Below are 23,039 nucleotides of genomic sequence, written 5' to 3'. Positions count from 1 at the left end.
CTGGTGGCCACGCCATGGGGCGTGCCGAACGCGCTGCTACGGAATCGTCGCCTCCGGCCCCAGTCTATGCAGTGCGGCGACGCTCGCCGGTGGTAGCGCTCGACTCCACAACGTGAAGCCCGCGACCTTGCCGGCAACGCGATGGCCATACGACCACGCCGGCGGCGGGCCGAGTTTCGCGACCGGCTCGGCGTCGGCCAGGGTGATCTCGGTGGACACCAGCTCGCGCCCGTCCTGGAAGAGCTTCAGCACGCCGCCGTCAAAGGTGGCCGTCAGCATTTGCCACCGGCCGGTTTCCAGCTTCACGCCGGCGGGCACGTCCACGTTGGAACCCCAGAAATGGAAGCCGTGCGGGAACTTCGTCAGGTAGCGCTCCGTGCCGAGCGGCCCATGCCCGCTGCCGAAGCCCGCGATGATCGTGAAGTCGCCGGGCTGCTCGTCGATCCACAGCCAGGCGTTGATCGTCCAGGGGTCCGTTGCACGCGTGGGCGCGCCCTCACCGAGCGGCAATTCGACGCCGTCGCCAGCCCCATCGAGCACCTCCTGCGCCGCGTGCACCACGGGGCGCAGCCCCGCGATCTTGCGGCTCACCTTTGCCACCGCGTTGCCGGCGGGCGCCAGATCGCGCACACCGCTGACGGTCAGGCCGCAATCCGTGTCAGTCGGCGCCGCCGAGAGCAGCAGGTTGACTCGCCGGCCGTCCGGCGCCAACGTGACGGACTGCAACTTCAGACCGCCGGAGACCTCGTAATTCTCCGTGTTCTCTGCCGACGAGCGCTCCAGCTCCTCGGAGAACAGCAGGCTGACCTCCGGGGACCAGGTGAACGCCACGACATCCTGAATCTGCGGGGCCGTCGTGTCCTGAACCTGGAAGTGTGCCTCGGCCACGGTGCCGCCCGGGCCCTGGTTCTCGAAGAAGCGTGCCTTCACAACGGTGTCAGTGTACAACCGTACAGGTGCCATGTACTCCGGCGAGTTTGGCGTCGGCTCGCTGCCGTCCAGCGTGTAGCGTAGCACACCCGCGCCGCCAAACAGCGGACGCTCCAGCGTGATGAGCGTGTTGTCCGTGAACTTGCCACCGTGGGGCGCGATCCGCGGCAGCGGCAGGGCATCGCGCTTCAGCTCATCCAGCAGCGGCTGTGCCGGATACGTGCCCGCACCCCCGTCGAAAGCCGCCGTCGCCGCGAACACCGCGATCTTCGGATCGTTCGGCAGCGTGAGGCGCTTCGCGCCGGCCGGCAGATCAAAGGCGTAGGCGAACACGTAGCTGTAGGCGTACGGCTCATTCTGGCCGTCGGCCGCGTGCCGGTGCGAGCAGAACCACGCCACCGGCGCGGGCCGCACGTAGGCCGGCTGCACGCCCAGCAGTTTGTAGGGCCAGTCGTACGACGGGTCTGCAGGCACGCCCTCCCAGATCCGGTTATCCCACTGCCCAATGTAGCCGCCCCAGTCTTGTATGGTTCGCCGGGCCGGCTGCCCGTCAACGGCGAACTCGGCTTCACGTTCGCCGCTGGCGGCCGCGAGCACATACACGCGGTTGAACGCGCCCGCCGGCAGCGCGAGGCTCTGTCCTCCAGCCGTAATGGCGTTGGGCTGGCCGTCAGCCGGCCCGAAACGGAACGGAAGGCCGCGATACGCGATCTCGGTCGGGACCATCTCCGCCGGATAGCAGCGGCCCTCCCCGTCGAAACCACCCATGGTTGCCGTGCCATCGCGGCTGGTCACGCAGCGATCAAACGTCAGCGCCAGCGGCTGCGCCTTCGTCGCCGGCAACTGCGTCGGCGCCGGCCCCAGCTTGAGCGCGAAACTGCGCAGGCGATAGCCGGTGAAATCCGTGACGAGCTCCCCGTTTACGACGTTGGCCGTACCCACCGGCCGCTCCTGACCGTCCACCTCGCGGGCCGCCACGATTGGCGCCGGCAGCGACACACGCACGTCCTTCGCCGTCTGCCCGTTCAGCTCCACGAGCCGTACGATGACTTCGTCGCCCTCCTCCGCCTTCTTCACGGCCAGCACGCGCACGCGCGGGTGATTCACCTTCAGCAGCGCGAACTGCCGGCCGAGCGGACCGGGGTGCGCTGCCGTCTGAAACACGAGCGGCGGCTGGCTGAGCCGCAGGGCCTGCCAGTCGGTCTGCGCGGTGCGCCAGTCGCCCTGGTGGCCCGCCAGACCGTACAGGATCTCGTGCCGGCCCCAGTCCTGCGTGGCTTGGTCCAAAAAGTCGCCGCGCGTGCCCGGCGTGCGCAGCAGCGTCAGGCGCAGTGTCTGGTCGTCCGGCTTGTCCGAGCCGAACTTGCAGTCTGAAAGGACCGTGACGCCGTAGTCGCTAGTCGCCCCCGTCAGATCGAACCAGCCGTGCGTCGGCACTTCGTACTTGCGCGGGTCGTTGTTGCCGCGCTGCAACGTGCCGACTTCCCAGTTGTACGTCGCCTGCGGATTCGCGACCGCCAGCGGAAAGACCGCCTTCAGGCACATCTCGCGGCTCTGCCAGTCGATCGTGCTGGCAAACTCGATGCGCTCGCCCGCGTCGCCGGCGGCCAGCCGAATCGTCTGCACGAAATGCGAGTTCTGACTGTCGCGGACGATTTCGAGCGCGACCCGCACCGGGCCGCGTTCGACGACCCGTATCTGGGCCGGGCCGTCCACGTGCGCGACCGGCGGCCGGCGCAGGTCCACCCAGTCCATGTTCCAGGCCGGCCACGCCCCGGGCTTGTCGTACAGAAACGCCAGCCGGGCCGGCCCGCTGAGCAGCTCGCGGCTGGCACGCTTGTCGAAGATGCCGGCCACGTCACCATTGGCATCGAGCGTCACACGGTAGCGCGCGTTTTCCAGCCCGGTGTCGGCGACCCGCAGCGCCGCATCCGCCGCTGGCTCGGCTTCGGTCGGTTGCACGTCATACACGGCGAAACCCACCGCCGGCACGCGCGCCAGGAACAAGATGCGCAGAGCGCCGGGCTCCGCGCTCAGGATCTGCGCCGGCACCGTCTTGCCGTCGGGGCCGAGCACCTGCACGGCCTTGGGCGGCGCGCCGTCGAGCATCACGCGCGCCTCGACCACGTCCTCGCGGTCGATGGACAGCGGGTTGTAGACCACCAGCGCCGCGCCCTTGGCCTGCGTATCCAAACCGGCGGCAATCGCGCCCACGGAGCTGTCGAGCACGCTGGCAAACTGGTTGAGCGCCAGCAGCTCGTCATTCCACGAGTACTCATACGCTTTCGGCAGCGACGTGCCCGGCAGGATGTCGTGGAACTGCCCGCCCATCACGAGCGTCCACGCGTCGAGCAGGCGCTGACGCGGGTACGCCGGTCCGCCGAGCCATTCCGCGAGCACGGCCGCGCGCTCGGCCGCGTCGGCCAGCAACTCGTTCTTGTGGTTCCAGCGCTTCATGTAGGCCTGCGATGTGATCGAGCCGGCGGAGTGCTCGGTCAGCAGCAGGTCGCCCTGGTAGTGCGGCAGCTTGTCCAGGCGGTCGGCGGGCAGATCGAGGAACATCCGGTCGGCCGTGGCCGAGACGACCCGCACGGGGCCGGTGCCGGCGACGGACTTCTCCAGCCCTTCGAGCGCGACCTGGCGCGGGGCGCCGCCCACGTCGCCCACGCCGTAGTAGTGATAGTCCACGTACAGGCCCGAACGTTTGCCGTTTTCGTCGATCCGCTTGATCCACTTCGGATCGGCGCTGAGGTCAGTCTCGATGTCGCCGTTGTAGCTCAGCGCATTCAGCGCCGCGGGCAGCTTCGTCCCGTCCAGCCCCTCCCAGACACCCACGTTGAAGGGGATGCCAACCGCGGAACCCCACGTGAGCTTCTGCGTCGAGAAGCCCTTCAGGCCACAATGGCCCAGCAGGCTCGGCAGCGACGCCGGGAAACCGAAGCAGTCCGGCAGCATGAACTCGGCGCTGGCCTGGCCGAACTCCCGGCGGAAGTACTGGTTGCCGTAGAGCACCTGGCGGATGATGGACTCCGCCCCGGTAGCGTTGACGTCGCACTCCTCCATCGAGGAGCCGCAGGGGAACCAGCGCCCTGCGGCGATGTATTGCTTCACCCGTTCGTAGTCCGCGGGGAAGTACTCCTTCATCATCCGGTAGCGGTTGGCTCCGCTGAAGTTGAGGATGAAGTGCGGGTATTTCTCGATCGCCGCGAAGCCCTCGTGCATGGTCTTCGGGATCATCTCCCGGATCACCTGCGGGTAGCACCACAGCCACTGCGTGTCCAGGTGCGAATAGCCGACCACGTACAGGGTGGGCTGTTGAGTGAGATCGGGCGCCGGTGTCACGAGCGTGTCCCCCGCGCACTGCGAAGCCCCCAGTATCGCCACAATCCAGGTCAGGCTCGTGCCCGCTCGGCACATCATCGCTCTCCTTCGTCTGATTGGCGGGTCAGATGTATCGTCAGGTGGTCAAACCCAGTTCGGCTGCGAGATAGCGGCGCATCGCCGCGCGCTCCGGCGCCGCTAGCAGGCGCGCGCGAAATTCGTCGTGCATCAGCTTGCGCGCCAGTCGCGAGAAGATCTTCATGTGCGCGCTGCCATCTTCCGCCGCCCGCACCACCAGCAGAATCACGCACTGCACCGGCTGATCGTCAACCGCGTCCCACGCGATCGGCTTCTTCAACCGCAGCACGCCGATCGAGTTCGCCGTGATCGCGTCCGTTTTGCAGTGCGGTACCGCGAACCCGTGGCCCAGCCCGGTCGTGTACACGGCTTCACGCAGCCAGATCGCCTCCTCGACGAGCTGCGGCTGGTCGGTCCGGCCGGCGGCGTGGAACGCGTCCACCAGCTCCTCGAGGGCCTCTTCCTTGCTGGCGCTCTCCGAGTCCACCACGATCAGGTCGTCGTCGAGCAGCGTCTGGGCCCCCGCGCGCGCCCGAAAGGCCGCGACCGCGTCCTCCACCTCCGTGACCGTTCCGCAAGCCAGCGCCTGCTCCAGCAGCGTCCGGCACTCGGCGGCGGAAAAACGGGCGATCGCGGCCTTGAGGGCGGGAATGCCCGGGGCCGCGGTGCTGATCTCATCCAGCCCCAGCCCGATCAGCAGCGGCAGGTTCTGCGGGGCGCGCGTCATCTCGCCGCACATTCCGACCCAGCGGCCGTGGCGGTGCGCCTCCGTGACAATCTGCGCCAGCAGCCGCAGGAACCCCGGATGGCGGGCGCTGCAGAGGGCGCCCACCTGGTCGCTGTTGCGGTCGACCGCGAGGAAGTACTGCGCCAGGTCGTTCGTGCCGATGCTGAAAAAGTCGACCTCCGGCGCCAGTTGCGCCATGATGAACGCCGCCGACGGGACTTCGACCATGATCCCGACCGGCAGTTCCGCGTTGCAGGCCTGGCCCGCGGCCCGCAGCTCGGCTGCCACCTCCCGGATGGCGCTCCGCACCCAGCGAACCTCGTCGAGTGAGCTGATCATCGGCACCATCAGCCACACCTGGCCGCTCGCGGCGGCGCGCAGGATCGCGCGCAACTGCGCGTTGAACACCGCGCGGTGCGCGCTGTAGATCCGCACGCCGCGATAGCCGAGGAACGGGTTGGCCTCGGGCGGCAGGTTCAGGTAGGGCACCGGCTTGTCGCCGCCGATGTCGATCGTGCGAATGATGACCGGCCGGCCCGCGGCCGCGCGCGCCGCCTGGACATAGGCCGCGTACTGCTCCTGCTCGGACGGCGGGACGTCCCGGTCGAGGAAGAGCATCTCCGTGCGAAACAGGCCGATGCCGTCGGCGCCCTGCGCAAACGCCGGCGCGAACTCCGCGGTCGTGGAGACGTTCGCGGCCACCTCGAGCCGGTGGCCGTCGCGCGTCACGGCCGGCGCGTGTGTATCCCGCGCGAGCCGCGCCGCGCGGGCGTCCAGCCGCTGCCGCTTGCGCTCGTAGTAGCGGCGGACGGGCGCTGCGGGCTCGACGATGACGATCCCCAAGTGTGCGTCAACGATGGCCTCGCGGCCGCGCGCCAGTTGCGCGCGGGCGTCCGTCACGCCGCTCAACGTCGGGATGTTGAACGAGCGCGCCAGGATCACCGCGTGCGACGTCGTGCCCCCATGTTCGAGCACCAGCGCCTGCAAGTGCCGCCGGTCCAGCGCCAGCAGTTGTCGCGGCGTGAGGTTCTCCGCGACGACCACGGCCGGCTGCGTGAGCTCGATGCCCGCGGCCTTGAAGCGTGACCCGTAGACCTGCTCAAGTAACTGCAAACCGATGTCTTCCACGTCGACGGCGCGCTCGCGGATATAGCCGCTCTCGGCAGATTTCAGGCGGGCCGCGAAGAACGTCGCGGCCTCCACGATCGCCGGGCCGGCCGCGCGGCCCGCGGCGACCAGCTCCGCGATCTTCTCCGCCAACGCCACGTCGGCGGCGATCGACAGGTGGGCTTCCAGGATCGACGTTTCGACGGGGCCCGGGCGCGCGGCCAGGCGCAGCTTCAGGTTCGCGCGCACCGCCGCCATGGCGCCGTTTACCTTCTCGACTTCCGCGGCGCGGTCGCCGGCGGGCTCGGCCGCCAGTTCGGCCGGCAGGCTCAGCCCACCGGCCGGCACGACGCAACCCTGGCCGAGGCCGGCGCACCCGATGGTCCCGCTCAGCCAGGACACGTCCGCGCGGCGCAGGGCGCGTGGCAGGCTCGGGCTGGCGCTGGCCTGCGGCTCCGGCAGCGGCTCGTCGCAGCCCGGGAGGACGTTCGTCACGAAGTCGCACAGCGCCGCGCGCGCCGGTTCGGCGTCCGCGCCCGCGATGCGCACGCGACACCCGTCGCCGCGCTTCACGTCCGTCGCGACCATCGCCAGCACGCTCTTGGCGTTGGCGCTGGTCCCGGTGCGCTCGTTCGTCAGCGTGATTTCCGCGACGAAGCGCGACGCCACGTCGGCCAGTTGGCTCGCCGGCCGGGCATGCAGCCCGTTGGGTAGCGGGCACTCGAATACGTACTCGTGCACCATAGCTCGCGTGGCTGACGTGCAGCCACTGGTTCGCCCCTGGGCCGGCCCCGTCAACCCAGCGTCTTCGCCAGGACCGCCTTCGGGTTCTTGATGGCGTCCTGCACCGGCACCTGCACGATCCGCTTGCCGTTGAAGCGCTCGCGCTGCTCCACGTCGATATCGACGGCGAAGATCGCGATGTCCGCCTCGCGGATGTCCTTGGCCGACAGCTCGTTCTCGATGCCCATCGCGCCCTGCGTCTCCACCTTGATCTGGTGGCCCAGCGTCTTGGCGGTCTTCTCCAGTTGCTCGGCAGCCATGTACGTGTGGGCGATGCCCGTCGGGCATGCGGTTACGGCAACGATTTTCATGCGGACACCTCGGCCTTCTCAGGAGCACGCCGTTGCGTCACAGTCTTCAGCAGGATGATCGCAAGCGCGGTGACCAGCGTGCCCACCACAATGGCGAAGACGTATGCGATGCGATTATCGACGACCGGCAGAACGATCGGCCCGCCGTGCGGCGCGTGATCGCCCACGCCGCCGATCATCGCGATCACCGCGGCGACCATCGAGCCCAGCATGATGCAGGGGATCACGCGCAGCGGATCCGCCGCCGCGAACGGGATTGCTCCCTCGGTGATACCGATCATTCCCATCGCCAGCGCGGCGATGCCGCCCTCCTTCTCCTCGTCGCTCCAGAGCTTGCGGCGTATCAGCGTGGCCAGGCCCAGGCCCAGCGGCGGGGTGCAGATCGCCGCGGCGCACGCGCCCATCACCGCGTACTGACCTTCCTTGATCATCGCCGCCCCGAAGAAGAACGCCGCTTTGTTGACCGGCCCACCCATGTCGAACGCGATCATGCCTCCCAGGATGATCGCGAGCAGCGCCGCATTGCCGGTGCTCATCGTCCGCAGCCAGTCTGCCAGCAGCTCCATCAGGTTCGCAATCGGAATCCCGATCACCTTCAGCATCAGCAGCCCGACGATCCCGGACGACACGATCGGAATGATCAGAATCGGCATGATCGGCTTGATGTACTTCGGCACCGGCACGGTCTTGATGAGGTTCACGATCCAGCCGGCGAGCAGCCCGATCACGAGCGCGCCGAGGAATCCGGCGTTGACTTCGCCCGCCAGATAGCCGCCGATGAAGCCGGGCACCAGGCCCGGCTTGCCGGCGATGGCGTAGCTGATGTAGCCCGCCAGGATCGGCAGCGCCAGCTTGAACGCCGTCACGCCGATCTGGAGCATGAGCTGCAGGATCGGCACCTTCTCGGGCTGCGGCCCCACCTCGGGGGTCAGCGGCGCAAAGGCGATCGCGGCCGCGATCAGGATGCCGCCGCACGCGATGCAGGGGATGACGTACGACACCCCCGTGAGCAGGTACTGCCGCAGCTTCTGCAGGGATTCAGTCACGCTGGCACCATGATCCCCGGCGACGGGGACTCCTCTTGTAGTATGACACCCGCTCCAGCACGAAGAAACAGTAGACGTGTGACATTTCTTGCACTATTGTAACATACTCTGCCCACCGGGAGCACGCGCATGGTGATGCCGCCGGCCACGGCCCGCCGTACGATCGTTCACGAGTTGGAGAGCTTCCTGCGCCGCACGCACATCCGCCAGGTGCACTTCGCGCGCGCCACCGTCGCGCCGCCCCCGCTCGCCTACGTCACGAGCTTTCCGCGCCTGTCGGTCCCGCTGTCCGGCAAACACCCGATGGAGATCGCCCGCGACGCCGGCCCGGCCCACATCACGCTGATGCGCGGCCAGGCCGTCTTCGCCGGCGCCAACTGCTGGAACAAGCCCGACTGGTCCACGGCGGTGTCCGTGCTGACCCTCCTGTTCGGCAAGAAACAGGTCGGCGTCAGTCTGGTCGACCACGACGGGCGCACCGCCGAGCCGCGGGCCGCGCTGAAGGCCACGCTCGGCCCGCCCGGGGGCGTGACCCAGAGCATTCTCAACGCCCTCACCACCATCGCGCCGCAGCCGCGGCCGGCCCCGCTGGACCGCCTGCTGGCCGAGTCCCTCCTGCACGCGTGCCTGCAGGCGCTGCGCAGCCCGGCCGCGCCCCACCCCCGCAAGGCAGCGCGGACTTATGAGACATTGTGCCTCTACGTGCAGGAGAATTTCCAGAACGCGCTCACCCGCGAGTCGGTGGCCCACAGCCTCGGCCTGTCCCCCAACCACGTCTCGCGCATCTTCCGGCGGGAGGGCTGCCTGCGCTTCAACGATTACGTCACGCTCGTCCGCATCGACCGGGCCAAATTCATGCTGAAGGAATACGGCAGTTCGCTGAAGGAGATCGCCGCCCACTGCGGCTATCAGGACGTCGCCTACTTCTGCCGCGTATTCCGCCGGGTCACCAAAGTCACCCCCACCGAATACCGCCTGAAGGGCCTGTAGGGCCGCCGCCGCGTTGCACCCGCAAGCCTTCACCTAACGCCGCGGAGCGGGCGGATGCACGCAAAATCCGCACCCGATTACGGTAGGTGTGTGGCATTTATTGCACTGCTGTAACATTCCCGCCCCTCACGGTTGCCTCGACCGGCCGCGCGCAGCATACTGCAAAAAGCCATCGGCTGCTCCGCCCGCGGTCTACGACACGTCGACTGCCCGGCGGCCGGATGGTGCGGTAGCGCGTCCAGAAGCGGGCGCCTGAGGCCCGCCGGCGGAAGGAAAGAGATTAGCATGCGGGTACCGGAACCCCGACCTTGGCCCACCGCTGCACGGCCTGTCGCCGTGTGCCTGCGTGGCCGGGGCGCGGTTCCAGTAGGCCGGCCCTCCGCGGCCGGCGGGCCCGACCTGCGCACCGCCACCCCGCGCTCGCCCGTGCGTACCGCCTGGGCTGCGTCCCACGCGCTCCGGCGGCGCGCGCTGCGACCGCTGCTTGGCAATGACGCGGTCCCCGCGGGGGACCACTGGCAGCTTCATCTCTAGTACAGGTTGCATCGGAGCAAGGAGACAGGCATGTTTCGACGAAACGTAAAATGGGCCCTGGCGCTGTCCACGGCGCTGCTCGTCGCAGGTACCGTGGCGGCCTCCGCCCAGCCCATCCCACTGAATTACAACTTCAACGGCATGATCCATGCGGACGAATGGAGCGGCGGCTGGCCCGGCGACCCGGGTGTCGCCGACGTCCCCAACGGCTTCCGCTCGCTTTCGGACCGCGCCCTGCGCGTCGACGGCCAGTCCGGCGCCATCGACGCCCAGCCCCTCGTCGGCGCCACCGGCCTGACCTACACCGTGGTCCCCACCGGCCACGTCGTCGACATCGTCATGCTGGGCAATCGCAACCTCGTCGATAACGGCAACTGGGCTTTCGACGCGGCCCCCGACGGCGACAACGTCGGCATCCAGCCCACGTGGCTGCCGAACCCGGATCTCACCGGGCCGCAGACCACCACGATCAGCCCCGCGATCGCGCTGGCGGCCGATTTCCAGATTGGTGTGCTTTATAACATCACGAACGGCGGCGGTGCTTTTCAGATCGTCCTCGGCTTCACGGACAACCCTTCGATCACCGTGGACGTCACCGGTCCCGACTGGTTCGGCGGGCAGAACGACTGGTACGCCAGCAACTCGATCCCGAGTCCCGTGTGGCCCTACGGCGGCATTGCGTCGCTCTCTCGGCTCGGCCAGTACAGTTCCGTGTACTGGGTCGACAACCCGGCCCCCACGGTGTCCACGCTGAATGTGGCCGAGGTGGTCCTCACCGTGGCCCAGATGTACATCGATGGGCTGGGCGACCTTACGGGCAAGCACCTGTCGTCGATCACCTTCCGCAACCCGTCCAATGCCAACAGCTTCGGCATCTACGCCGTGAGCGTCGGCGGCGGCGCGGCGCCGGGCAATGACGAGTGCGAGAACGCGACGCTCGTCAGCGAAGGCATCTTCCAGGGCACCAGCGGCGGCGCGACCGGATACATCTACAGTTCCTGCGGCTTCTGGGATGACTACAACGACGTCTGGTATCTCTACCAGGCGACGCGCACCGGCACGGCCCGGGCCAGCCTGTGCGGCAGCGGCTTCGATACTACACTCAGCCTCTTTGATGCCTGTGACGGTACCGAGCTCGCCTGCAACGACGACTACTGCGATCTGCAATCCCAGTTGGACTTCGACGTCGTCGCGGGCATGACCTACCTGCTCCGCATCGCCGGCAACGGCGGGGCGGCCGGCAGCTTCACCCTGACCATCACCAATCCCGCGGACATCCTGTACGGCCCGGTGGTCAACCCGGCCAACGGGCATACGTACTACCTGCTGAACCCGTACACTTGGACCGAGGCTGAGGCCCGCGCGATCGAACTGGGCGGGCACCTCGTGACCCTCAATGACGGCGACGAGCAGAACTGGGTCCTGCAGAACGTCGTGCGGGTCGGCGGCATGGCCCGCACCAGTTGGATCGGCTTCACCGATCAGGCTGAGGAGGGCAACTGGAAGTGGATCAACAACCAGCATGCCTTCTTCACCAACTGGAACGGCGGCGAGCCCAACAACGCCGGCGGCACCGAACACTACTGCGAAATGCAGGACGGCGGCGGCTGGAACGACGTGAACAACGATGCCATGTATCACTACGGCGTCGTTGAAATCCCGACTCCGCCGGCCAACGATGAGTGCGCGGCCGCGCTCGCGCTCACTGAAGGCCAGTTCTATGGCGACTCGGACGGCGCGACCGGCACCAGCACATCGAGCTGCGGCGTGGGTGACACCAGGGACGTGTGGTTCGACTACGTTGCCAGCCGGACCGGCGCCACGCGCATCAGCCTGTGCTGCGACCTGAGCGATCACCTGTTCGACACGACGATCGCGGTCTACAGTGCCTGCGGCGGCGCCGAGCTGGCCTGCAACAACGACTTCTGCGGGCAGATTTCGCAGGTCGACTTCAACGTCGTCGCCGGCACGCACTACCGCGTCCGCGTCGCCGGCAATGCCGGTGCTACGGGCGGCTTCCGCATGACGATCACGAACCCGCCGGGCATCGTGTGCGGCCCGGTCGTCAACCCGGCCAACGGCTCGCAGTACTACCTGATCACGAAGGATTCCTGGAGCGGCGCCGAAGCGCGGGCAGTCGCCATGGGTGGCCACCTCGCGACGATCAATGACGACGCCGAGAACACGTGGGTCCGCGACAACGTGCTGGCGTGTGTGTATGGCGACGTGCGTTGGGCCTGGATTGGCCTCTACGAGACCGCCCCCAACAGCAATATCTGGGTCTGGTCGTCCGGCCAGATCGCCGGCTACCGCAACTGGGCGGGCGGCGAGCCGAACTTGCTCGACACGGAGCTGTATGCCCAGATGGTTACCGATGGCACGTGGAACAACCTTCCGGATGAAGGCCACTGGTGGCTCGGCGGCGAGTACGCCCTCGTTGAGATCGATGCCGCCGGCGCCTGCTGCTTCACGGACGAGACCTGCGCGGTGCTGCTGCCGGCCCAGTGCGCAGCGCAGGGCGGCTTGTTCCTCGGCGGTGGGACCGACTGCACCCCGAATCCCTGCGTCGCCGGTGCCTGCTGCATGCTCGACGGCACGTGCAGCCTCATGACGCCGGCGGAGTGCGTGGCGGCCAACGGCACGTTTGACGGTGCCCCGAGTTGCGACCCGAATCCGTGTGCGCAGCCCGGCGTCTGCTGCCTCGACGACGTCTGCCAGATGTCGCCCACGCTGGGGCCGGCCTGGTGCATTACGCAGGGCGGCCTCTACCAGGGCGACAACACTACCTGCGAGACCAACCCCTGCCCGCAGGACGAGTGCGCCGACGCCGGTTACGTCCTGTCCAACACCCCCATTTACGGTCGCAACCACTTCGCCACCGGCACCGACATCTCGTCGTGTGCGGGCGGCGGCGACGGTGACTGGAACGACGTGTGGTACAAGTGGCGGGCGCCCTGCGACGGCAGCGCAACCTTCGGCCTGTGCCAGGGCAACTGGTTCGATTCGTCGATCGCGGTCTACGCGAGCTGCGGCGGGGCGGAGCTGGCTTGTGACGACGACGGCTGCGGCTGGGGCGGCGGCCCGTCCGTGGTTACCATCAACGTCACGAACGGCGCGTCGTACTACATCCGCATCGCCGGCTGGAGCGGCTCGACAGGCGAATTCCAGCTCGAGGTCACGCACACACCGTGTGCCGGCGCCTGTTGCGTCGACGGCGTTTGCATCATCTTGCCGCAGGCGGAGTGCGTGGCGGGTGGCGGCACCTACAAGGGCGACGGCGTGTCCTGCGATCCGAACCCCTGCAGTTGCGTCGGTGACCTGAACTGCGACGGCCAGGTCAGCTTCGCGGACATCAACCCGTTCGTGCTGTACCTGTCCAACTACAGCGTCTGGACGACGACGTACGCCGGCTGCAACCCGGAGAACGGCGACATCAACGGTGACGCTGCGTATCCGTCCTTTGGCGATATCAACGCCTTCGTGACGCTGCTCAGCACGAACCCGCTGCCGATCATCTGCCCGTAAACTCCGGGCAGGCGAGTCGGAGCTCCCGAGAGCAGGTCGCCGACGCGCCGGCCTGCTCTCGGGCGAACGGTGCGCGAGGTATAATCATCCGGCGGAATGCCGGAATCGGGACCGGTCGAGAAGGAGTGTCAACGTGGTGCCGAGAACCACAACAACGCGACGGGGCTTGGCGTTCACCCTCATCGAATTGCTCGTGGTGGTGGCGATCATCGCCCTGCTGATGTCCATCCTGCTGCCCACGTTGGGAGCCGCGAAGGGCCGGGCCCGCCAGGTGATGTGCCGCAACAACATGCGACAGCTCTCGATGGCGTTCGTCCGGTACGCTAACGACTACATGGACCTGCTCCCCGGCAACGCCTTCGATCGCTTGGCCGACTGGCTGGGGCCGGCGAACGCGGAGGGGCCGGGACTCACCGACGAGCAGCTCTGGTACAACATGGACTGCACGCCTGAGAAGGGCACCATCTTCCCCTACATGGGGCAGCAACCCAAGTCGTACTTTTGCCCGGACCACGAGCGCTTCCCACAGGACGGCTCCACGCCGGTGAAACGGTACAGCTACACTTCGCCGATGATCCTCACGGGCGCGCCCATCGACCTGCCGAAGCGCTGCCTCATTCAGAATCCGCGTCCCAACGAACGCTGCCGGCCCGCCAATTGGCGCACGGCGACCGACACCCTCATGGTCCCGATCGTGGTCGAAGAGGACGTGAAGTACCATCTGGAGTCGGTCCGCGACAGCGGCTGGTCCAACGTCGATGGCATCACCAGCCGTCACAAGGGCAAGGGCCACCTGGGCTTCCTCGACGGCCATGTGGAGATGCGCTGGTTCCGTCGCGGCGGCTCACCGCCTCCCAACTATGAGCGTTTCACGGCCTGGCACATGTGGCTCGAGGTCGCCGACAAGCACGTGACGGTAGGACGCTATACGGACGCCGACGGCTACGGCATCACGATGGGTTTCCTGCAGAAGAACTACAACAAGCCGGGCGTCTACAGCCCGTGACGCGCGACCGAACTTGATCCTCCACCCTTGCGCGGGATTGGGCGTCCACCCAATCCCGCGCACCTCGCTTATGCCGGAGATCGATACCGATGTTGACCCCGCGTGTTGTCCTGCGCGCCGCGCTCGCGACTCCGCTCCTCTGTGCTGCCGCCGCACGCTCCGCGGCGGATGAACCCAAGGTCATCAGGATCCACACCGGACGGCATTGGGTCTGGTACGCTCAGGAAGACCAGTTCCGCGCGCACGAGGCCGACTACCAGGCCCTCTACGACTACGCCGACCGTGCTTTCGACCGGCTGGTCGCCGCCTGGGGCTTGACCCCCGCGGCCTCCACCTATGCCCTCTATATCTGGCCGAAATCCGGCGGCGGCTTCGCAACGGCCGACATCGCCGAGGTGCACGCCATCACGAACACGCCGCAGCCCGGCATCGGCGTCTCGTTCGACGCGTTCACCGGCACGGAGCACGGCATTCGCGGCTGGTGGGCCGTCGCCATCATCACGCATGAGATGTGCAACCTCGTGCTGGCCCAGCTCGTCAGCCACGGCTGGCCGGTCGACTGGTGGGCGAACCACATCAGCCCATTTCCAAAGATGACGGCCGTGCAGATTGAGTACGACCTCCGGCCCGATGTCGCCATCGAGCACGCCCGGCAACTGACTGCCCCGCTCGATCGCATGTTCGTCCGGCTGAAGGACCAGTTCGGCTGGGCCTTGTTCCGCCGCGCTTTCACCGCGGCGCGCGACGACGGCATCAACTGGGAGCGGATCGGCGACAACCCCTCCGCGCCGCGAACCAACTACGTGGCGGCGTACCTGCAGCTCGCCGCCCCCGAAGACCTCGCCCCATACTTGCAGGGCATCGTGCCGGCGTATGACGCCCAGATGGTCGAGCGCATTCTCGCCGCGCGTCGCGGATGGCACGCGCTACCTGACAGCGACCGCCGCCGCGCCGCGCTGCGCGAGGCGTTCCTCACCGGTCGACCGCCAGCCAAGTGACTGCCGCCCCGCGGGCGTCATCAGAACCCGAAGCGGCAGCGCCGGCCCCGCGCAGCGCACACCAGCGCTGCTCAGGAGCAGTGGCACCCCATCCGCTCGATCTACACGAGCTTCGTCTGTCCCGGCACCGCGACGGGCTCGACCGCCAGCGCGCCCATGCGCAGCTCCGGCGGCATGAGGTCGAGCTGCGACGCGTTCATCACCCAGTCCCACGACAGCTCGCGGCCGGTGTACGCCGACATCCGACCCATGATCGCCGTCAGCGTGCTTTCCGCGATGCGCCGGCCCTCGTTCAGCGGTCGGCCCTTGCGGATGCTGGCGATCAGGTCCTTGTGCTCCTGGACGTACGGATTCACCGGGTCGCCTGGCGCTTCGAACTTCCACTCGCGCTTGGTGATGATCGTGCCGCCCGGATCACAAGTGCCCTTCGTGCCGACCAGATGCTCGGACACACGGTCGGAGTTCCCGCCGATCTGCCGGCACATGCTCAACACGCGCACGCCGCCCGGGTATTCGTACTCGACCGCGAAGTGGTCGAAGATGTTGCCGTATTCCGGTCCGGTGCGGACCTGCCGGCCGCCCATGCCCATGCACTTGACCGGCGGGGACTTCATGGCCCAGTTCATGACGTCCAGGTTGTGGACGTGTTGCTCGACGATGTGGTCGCCGGACAGCCACGTGAAATACAGCCAGTTGCGGCACTGCCACTCCATGTCGGACCACTCCGGCTGCTGCGGCTTCACCCACAGGTCGCCCTGGTTCCAGTAGCACTGGCCGCCGACGATCTCGCCGATCGCGCCGTCATGGATGCGCCGCATCGTCTCGAGGTAGCACGGCTCGTGGCGTCGCTGTGTACCGCAGACGATCGCGAGGCCCTTGCACAGCGCCAGCTCGGACGAGGCAATGATGGAACGCACGCCGACGGGGTCGACCGCGACGGGCTTCTCCATGAAAACGTGCTTGCCCGCCTCGATCGCGGCCCGCAGGTGCATGGGCCGGAAGCCGGGCGGCGTCGCCAGGATCACCATGTTGATGTCGCACGACAGCACGCCGAGGTAGTTGTCGAAGCCCGTGAAGCACGTGTCCTCGTTGACCTTCAGCTTGTCGCCGATCTGCGTCAGCCGGGCACAGCACTCATCGATGCGGTCCTGGAAGAGGTCGCCCAGGGCGACAATCTCGACGTTCGGTGACGAGTGCACGCAATCCAGGGCGGCGCCGGTGCCGCGTCCGCCGCAACCGATGACACCGACGCGGATGCGGTCGGGTACGCCGCCGGACGGCAGGATCGCCGGCGCTTCGCCGCGGCGCTGCCCGGTGGCGCAGCCCGCTACGAACGTGGTGGCGGCGGCGATGGCGGATGATTTCAGAAAGGCCCGGCGCGAGAGCGGCGAGGTGTCGGGCGTCTCGGCGGGGGTGGCGGGCTCGTTCACATCGTGGCTGGGTTCGATTTCCATGCTGGCTTCTCCTGGCTGCGGGGCCGACGCGGGGCGCGGTCCGGGGTCCTAGAACTGGTCACATGCGACATAGGCGTCGATGACCGCCTGCTCGCCGGCCTTGCCATCGGGCGACTGGCCGTGCTCCATGCCAAGCACGCCTTGGTAACCCTTGGCGTGAATATGCTTGAACAGGCCGCGGAAGTTGATCTCGCCGGTGCCGGGTTGCTTGCGGCCCGGGTTGTCGCCGAGATGGAAGTAGGCGATCTCGCTCCAGGCGCGATCGATGTTGGGGATGAGATCGCCCTCGGTGATCTGTTGGTGGTAGATGTCGTTTAGGATCTTGCACGCCGGGCTGTTGACCGCGCGGCAGATCTGGTAGGCCTGGCCGATCTTGCTGACGAAGAGGCGCGGATGGTCGCGGAAATTAAGCGGCTCGATGATGATCGTCAGGCCCGCCGCGGCGCAGATGTCGGCCGCCGCCTTCAGGTGCTCGACCAGGTTGGCGGTCTGGTAGTCCCAGCCGAGGCGCGGCTCGACGCAGCCGGGGACGACGATGCACCACTGGCCGTTCACGCGTTTGGCCGTCTCGATCGCGGACTTCACCCCGGCGATCAGCTTCGCGCGCGCCTCCGCATCATCGTGGACGAGCGTGGGCTCATTGAACTCGGCGTAGGCCACGAACGCGCCCATCGTCAGGCCCAGCCGGTTCATCTCGCGGCCGATCTTTTCCTGGTCTTCGACGGGCCGGCCCATCATGCCGTTGTCTTCGAGGGCGGTGAAGCCCTGCTCGGCGATGAACTTGAGCTGGTCGAGCAAATCCTCGCCGGCATGCTGGCGGAACTGGCCGAAGTGCGGCGCGTATTTCAGGTGGAACTTGTGCTGGCCTGCAGGTTTCGCGGCCGCGTCCTGGGCGGATGCGGAAGGCCCGAGCTTCAAAGCCGCCGCGGCGCCGGCGACGGCGCTGCTGGCCAGGAACGTGCGTCGATCCATGTGGTGCCTCCGAGACTGTCGGACATACGGTTCAGGAAGATGCAGTATACGACGGCGCGCGTCCGTCGTCACTGCGCGGCAGCCGCCAAGGCACGGGCGCGCTCCTCGGCCACCGCGGCGGCGGCGGGCTGGCCGGCATGCGCGAGGTCGTCGGCCAGCCGTTGATACACCGCCATATAGAGCCGAACGAGTTCCATTTCATGCTCGTCCGCGGCGCGGCGTGCCGGGCCGAAGGCGCGGACTTCTGGCGGCTCGTAGCGCAAGGAGGATCGCAGGATGTCGGCGGCCTGCTGCCAGTCGCCGGCGTCGCGGGCGCGCTGTTCGAGCGGGCCGTAGTAGGCGGCGTACGGGGCGTTGTAGTCGAAGGCCGTGATGAGCGGCTTACCCGGCGGCAGGGGCTGCAGGCTGACGAACGACAGGGCGGCAACGCCGGCCAGCACCGCCGCGGCGTGGCCGAAGCGGCGCTGCAGCAGCCAGTCGGCGGCGCGCACCGCGGTGTAGCCGGCCAGGGGGAGCAGGGTCGCGAGTAGTGGCGTCCGGAAGCGCGCCAGGACGTAGAACAGCAGCATGGGCACCAGGGTGGTCAGCAGCATCGCCAGCAACGGCCACGCCGCGCGCCGCTGCAGCAGCAGGAGGACGGCCCCGACCACGCCCAGCCCGACAACACCGGCAAACGTCACGACGGTCAGTCGTAGCGTCATCGCGTGCAGGCGGTAGTAATAGAAATTGGCGTTATTGGGCTGTTCGTACCAGTGCCCCGCGGCGTAGAGCTTCCCGAGCAGTTGGCGGACGTAGCTCAGGCCGCTCGTGTGCGTGCGCAGCGTGGTCCGCACGGTGGCGCCGAAGCGGCCATCGGTAACGGCCATGATCCGTGCGGCCCGGGCGGCGTTGACTTGAAAGCCGTACATGGGGTCGGAGTCAGCAAGGTTGCCCGCGACGAAGACGATTGGCGCGACACTGGACAGCGCCAGCGACCGCACGCCGACGGCGACGTTGCGCGCGATCGCCGGCGCGAGCGCCAGCACGGCGCCGAGCACCAGCGCGCCGACGTGCCGCGCAAGCAGGATCGGTTGACGTCGACGTCGCCAGACCAGCGCGCCGAGCACCGCGCATCCGAAGAGCACGAAGCTGGACTGCAGCAGCAGGGTCGTGCCGCCGCACAGTCCCAGCAGCAGCCACCACGGCCAGCGGTCGCGCGCCAGGACGGTGCCGGTCAGATAGACTAGGGCGAGCGCGGCGAACACGGTCGGCGTGGTGCGCAGCAGAACGAGGTCGAAAAATAACAATGGCCCGCAGAAGACAGCCAGCGTAACAGCCACGACGGCGGCCAGCTCGCCGAAGTACCGCCGGGCGGTGAGGTAGATCAGCAAGTTGGTGCACACCCCCAGCGCCATCTGCCACGCAAACACCCAGCGCACATCGGGGCCGAACACCCGGTACGTCGCGGCGATGAGATACGGATAGAGCGGCTCCTGGTGGAAGCATTTGCCGTCGTACCAATGGTCCCACAGAGCCTCCGCTGGGTCCCGGACCGTGCCGTCGGGGGCACGTTCCCAGGCGGCCCGCCGGTCTGGATAGGCTTGAAAGTAGGCCTCTGCAATTTGCCGGTACCAGATGTGGTCCGGATGCAGGCTGCGGTCCGTCAGCCAGTCGCCGTCGGCGATCAACCGCCCCCACTCGTCGAAGAACGCCATGTCCGTTTCGCGGGCGCGATGCTGCCAGAGGCAGGGCCCGGCGCTGAGCTCGGCGAAGTAGGCGATCCGCAACGCCGCGGAGACCACGACGATGGCGAGGCAAACCCACCCGCACCGGGTGGCGAGGGCGCGTTCGAGCCTGTTCAGCGGGGGCGTGTTGGGCAACTGCATGGCCATGTGACCTCAGCCGACGGCATCAGACGCGGAGCATGATACCCGGTTGCGCCGCCCCGCGCGTCCGAACGTACGCGAAGTGTCACCGGCGCCCGGGCGGCAAGGGCGCGCTGGCCTTGGTCCGGGACGGGGCGGTTGCTATGCTGGATGGAGATTGCCGGCGGGGGATTCGGTCGTCGGAGCGGCACATGCGCCCGCGCCGTCGACCCGCGCGGCGCGAAGCTGAAGGATGGGAAAACCCATGAACGCACGTTCTTTGATCGTCCTCGTCGTACTGGCGCTGGCCGGCGGCTTCGGCCGCGCGGAGGCGCAGCCGCAGCCGATACACGTCGGCTTTCTCTGGCACATGCATCAGCCGATCTACTACCCCTACGAGTCACCGATCGTGACCGACGCGAACGGCCGCTTCTCGTTCAGCGTCGTCGATGTGCACAACCAGCGTTTCGGCCCGTACACCACCTGGCCGCGCGACGCCATCCAAGCCGGGTTGTCCCAGCCGCACCTCGGCGCACAGATCAGCTTCACCGGGTCACTCATCGAGAACCTCAACGCGCTCGCGGCCGGCGGCGTCAACGGCGGCATGTGGAACAACTGGGACGCGGGCTACGACCAGGGCGTGAGCTGGACGACGACGCTCGGAAACCCGCGGCTGGACCTGGTGGCGTTCGGCTATCACCACCCGCTGATGCCACTGCTCGACGAGCAGGACATCCGCATGCAGATCCGGCTCCACAAGCACGTATACGGGCAGACGTGGATCGGCGGACCGACGTACTCGCGCGGCATCTTCCCGGCCGAGACGGCATTCTCCGAGCGGATCATCCCCGCGCTCGTCGCCGAGGGGATCGACTGGGTGCTCGTGGACAACATCCACTTTGACCGCGCCTGCCTGAACTACCCGCACACGAACCAGTCCGGCTTGTTTGCACCGAACGCCGCGGACCAGGTCAACCCGGACCCCGCGGCCAACGGCGGTGCCTGGGTTCAGCTCAATAATCTCTGGGCACCCAGCCAGGTCAGTGCCCCGTTCGGCTACCAGCCGCACTATGTTCAGTACGTCAATCCGGACACCGGCGCGATCACGCAGATGATCGCCGTGCCGGCAGCGCGCTACGAAGGTAACGAGGACGGGCGCGGCGGCTACGGGGCGTTCCTGTACGACGTCGTGATGGACCAGTACATCCAGTACAACACCGACGCCGCCCATCCGATGTTTGTCGTGCTGCATCATGACGGCGACAACTACGGTGGCGGGTCGGATTCGTACTACCACTACAACTTCCAGCAGATGGTCAACTGGGTCAGCGGCGATCCGGATTACGACGTGTCCACCGTCGAGGATTACCTGGATCGCTTCCCGCCGGCCGCGGGCGACGTGATTCACGTCGAGGACGGCTCGTGGTCGGGCGCGGACAACGGCGACCCCGAGTTCAAGAAATGGCTGGCCGATCCGGATTCCGGCGGCTGGAGCCCGGACCAGAACAGTTGGGCGGTGCTGACGGCGGCGAAGAACCGCGTGTTCACGGCGGAGGCCCTGGCGCCGGCGGCGAGCATGCAAAACATCATGACCGGCACGGGGACCAACACGGAAAGGGCGTGGCACTGGCTGCTGGTCTCCGAGGCGAGCGACTACTGGTACTGGGACGGCACGGAGATCTGGGACAGCAACGTGACGCGCGGCTGCAACCAGGCCGTCGTGTACGCCGACGCGGTAATCGCGGGTCAGCCGGACTACACGCCGCCGACCGTCTTCCTGCCGCAGCGGAACCCGTACAACCCAGGCGGATACGAGTGGAGTACATTGCCGGAAGCGTCGGACTTTGAGGTCTGGACGCTGGCGTACGACGTGAGCGGGCTGACGAGCGTAACGCTAGAGTGGCGTGTCGATGCAGACGGCGTGAATCCGCTCAGCTCCATTCAGAACGAGACCTACGCGGGCGGGTCCGAGGTTGGCGCCTGGACGAGTGTGGCGATGACCGCGACGCAGTTGCCGCCGCCGCAGAATGGCGTGCTGATGGCGACGTATCGGGCGGGGCGCTACGCGGCGACCGTGGCCGGGCAGACGAACGTGCTGATCGACTACTACGTGGAGGCGACGGATGGGCAGGGCAACGTGCAGAAGTCGCCGATCCAGCACGTGTACGTCGGCACGGGCGGCGGGGGTGGTGGCGGCGACGTCGTGACCATTTCGCCGGACCCGGCGCAGGCGGGGCAGAATGTGACCATCACGTACAACCCGGCGGGTCGGCCGCTGGTGAGTGCGCCGCAAGTCTACCTGCACTACGGCTTCAACGGCTGGAACCCGATCATTTCGCCCGATCCGGCGATGACCTGGAACGTGTCCGACTCCGTGTGGGTGATCACGGTGCCGGTGCAGTTGAGCGCGACGCAGCTCGACATGGTGTTCAACAACGGGGCGGGCACGTGGGACAACAACGGCGGGGCCGATTGGCACTTTGTTGTCGAGGGCGGGGTGCCGCAGGATGAATGGGTCATGGATGGCCAACTCGACGCGGGTGCCACACTGGCGGCCCAGAACGGCACGCTCGTGTTGTATGCGGGTGTGATCGGCACCACGCTCTACGTCGCCGCGACGGACGCCGGCGAGGGCAACGACCATTTCATCTTCGTGGCTGGGACGCCGGGGGCGCTGCGGGCGGCGCCGTGGGCGAAGGCCGGGCAGGTCGCGGACTGGTCGGCGTATCTCGGGAACGAGAATGACAACGGCTGGTCGGGCTGGTTCGATGTGAGCGGGGAGAACCACTCGGCGACGGGTGGCGGGTCGGGGTGGTTGGAAGGCACGCTCGACCTGGCGCAGGAACTGGGGTCGCTGCCCAGCGTGGTGTACCTTGCGTTCGCCCCGTACGCGACGGCAAACGGCGGGACACTCGTGTCCAGCGCGCAGATCCCGGCGTCGGTGAATGCGGACGGAAACGTCGATGCGGCGGAGTACGTCGCGTTCCACCTGGTGCTGGTCGGCGACGTGAACTGCGATGGCCACGTCGGCTTCGGCGACATCAACCCGTTCGTGCTGGCGCTGAGCAACCCGGCGACGTACGCGCAGATGTACCCGAACTGCCCCCTGGCGAACCGCGACATCAACGGTGACGGCAGCTTCAACTTCGGCGACATCAACCCGTTCGTGACGCTGCTGAGCACGGGGCGCTAGCGCGCCGTGACAAGATGAGCAGGTGACAAGGTGAGCCGCCGGGGCGAGATCCAGCCCGTACGCAGGTCGGCGGAGCGGGGAAAAACGGGCCTGCGGGCTTGTCGCTGCCGGGCGCGGCAGCTAGCCTTACGGCCAATTTGACGCGGTCGCGTCGCCACTACGCCTTCTCGCGGCGGGCATTCCCGATAGGTGTCGCGGGTCGAGTGGATGAGCGGCGCCG

The 23,039-nt window shown here is 67.7% G+C and carries 12 protein-coding genes; 5 read left to right on the top strand and 7 right to left on the bottom strand.

From position 1 onward, the window contains the following. Positions 1-36: 36 nt before the first annotated feature. Genes KA383_07695 through KA383_07680 form a run of 4 tightly spaced genes read right to left on the bottom strand, consistent with a single transcriptional unit; the run spans position 37 to position 8,303 of the window. Complete coding sequence (locus KA383_07695; protein ID MBP7746002.1) at positions 37-4,350, bottom strand: chitobiase/beta-hexosaminidase C-terminal domain-containing protein; 4,314 nt, start codon at positions 4,348-4,350, stop codon at positions 37-39. A gap of 37 nt (positions 4,351-4,387) precedes the next feature. Further along, entirely contained in the window at positions 4,388-6,904 is a 2,517-nt protein-coding gene (gene ptsP, locus KA383_07690) for a phosphoenolpyruvate--protein phosphotransferase (GenBank protein MBP7746001.1), read from the bottom strand. Between the two features lie 53 nt (positions 6,905-6,957). Then, the gene (locus KA383_07685) at positions 6,958-7,257 is read right to left on the bottom strand and encodes a PTS fructose-like transporter subunit IIB (protein MBP7746000.1); all 300 of its coding nucleotides are present in this window, start codon (positions 7,255-7,257) and stop codon (positions 6,958-6,960) included. After that, positions 7,254-8,303 (bottom strand): PTS fructose transporter subunit IIC, encoded by a 1,050-nt coding sequence (locus KA383_07680; GenBank protein MBP7745999.1) that lies wholly within the window; start codon positions 8,301-8,303, stop codon positions 7,254-7,256. The genes KA383_07685 and KA383_07680 overlap by 4 nt, the downstream gene beginning before the upstream one ends. Positions 8,304-8,432: 129 nt before the next feature. Between KA383_07680 and KA383_07675 the strand changes: the two genes are divergently transcribed. From KA383_07675 to KA383_07660, 4 genes are all read left to right on the top strand, one after another. After that, the gene (locus KA383_07675) at positions 8,433-9,293 is read left to right on the top strand and encodes a helix-turn-helix transcriptional regulator (protein ID MBP7745998.1); all 861 of its coding nucleotides are present in this window, start codon (positions 8,433-8,435) and stop codon (positions 9,291-9,293) included. 564 nt (positions 9,294-9,857) lie between these two features. Next, positions 9,858-13,352, top strand: coding sequence for a hypothetical protein (locus tag KA383_07670; protein MBP7745997.1), 3,495 nt, complete (start codon positions 9,858-9,860; stop codon positions 13,350-13,352). A gap of 133 nt (positions 13,353-13,485) precedes the next feature. Then, on the top strand, positions 13,486-14,358 hold the full coding sequence (locus KA383_07665) for a type II secretion system protein (GenBank protein ID MBP7745996.1): 873 nt from the start codon (positions 13,486-13,488) through the stop codon (positions 14,356-14,358). 89 nt (positions 14,359-14,447) lie between these two features. Next, positions 14,448-15,356 carry a hypothetical protein gene (locus KA383_07660; protein ID MBP7745995.1) on the top strand — a complete coding sequence of 303 codons (909 nt, stop codon included), beginning with the start codon at positions 14,448-14,450 and terminating at the stop codon, positions 15,354-15,356. Positions 15,357-15,457: 101 nt separating this feature from the next. Here the strand turns inward: KA383_07660 and KA383_07655 are convergent, their stop codons facing one another. The 3 genes from KA383_07655 to KA383_07645 all read right to left on the bottom strand — a co-directional run bounded on the left by KA383_07655 (position 15,458) and on the right by KA383_07645 (position 19,653). Continuing rightward, the gene (locus KA383_07655; protein ID MBP7745994.1) at positions 15,458-16,810 is read right to left on the bottom strand and encodes a Gfo/Idh/MocA family oxidoreductase; all 1,353 of its coding nucleotides are present in this window, start codon (positions 16,808-16,810) and stop codon (positions 15,458-15,460) included. 48 nt (positions 16,811-16,858) lie between these two features. Continuing rightward, entirely contained in the window at positions 16,859-17,782 is a 924-nt protein-coding gene (locus KA383_07650) for a TIM barrel protein (GenBank protein MBP7745993.1), read from the bottom strand. Between the two features lie 68 nt (positions 17,783-17,850). Continuing rightward, positions 17,851-19,653 carry a glycosyltransferase family 39 protein gene (locus KA383_07645; protein ID MBP7745992.1) on the bottom strand — a complete coding sequence of 601 codons (1,803 nt, stop codon included), beginning with the start codon at positions 19,651-19,653 and terminating at the stop codon, positions 17,851-17,853. Positions 19,654-19,891: 238 nt separating this feature from the next. Between KA383_07645 and KA383_07640 the strand changes: the two genes are divergently transcribed. Then, on the top strand, positions 19,892-22,819 hold the full coding sequence (locus KA383_07640) for a hypothetical protein (protein ID MBP7745991.1): 2,928 nt from the start codon (positions 19,892-19,894) through the stop codon (positions 22,817-22,819). Positions 22,820-23,039 lie beyond the last annotated feature (220 nt).

Source organism: Phycisphaerae bacterium, assembly GCA_017999985.1.
GTDB lineage: Bacteria > Planctomycetota > Phycisphaerae > UBA1845 > Fen-1342 > JAGNKU01.
This window is presented reverse-complemented; position numbering and strand designations above follow the sequence as displayed.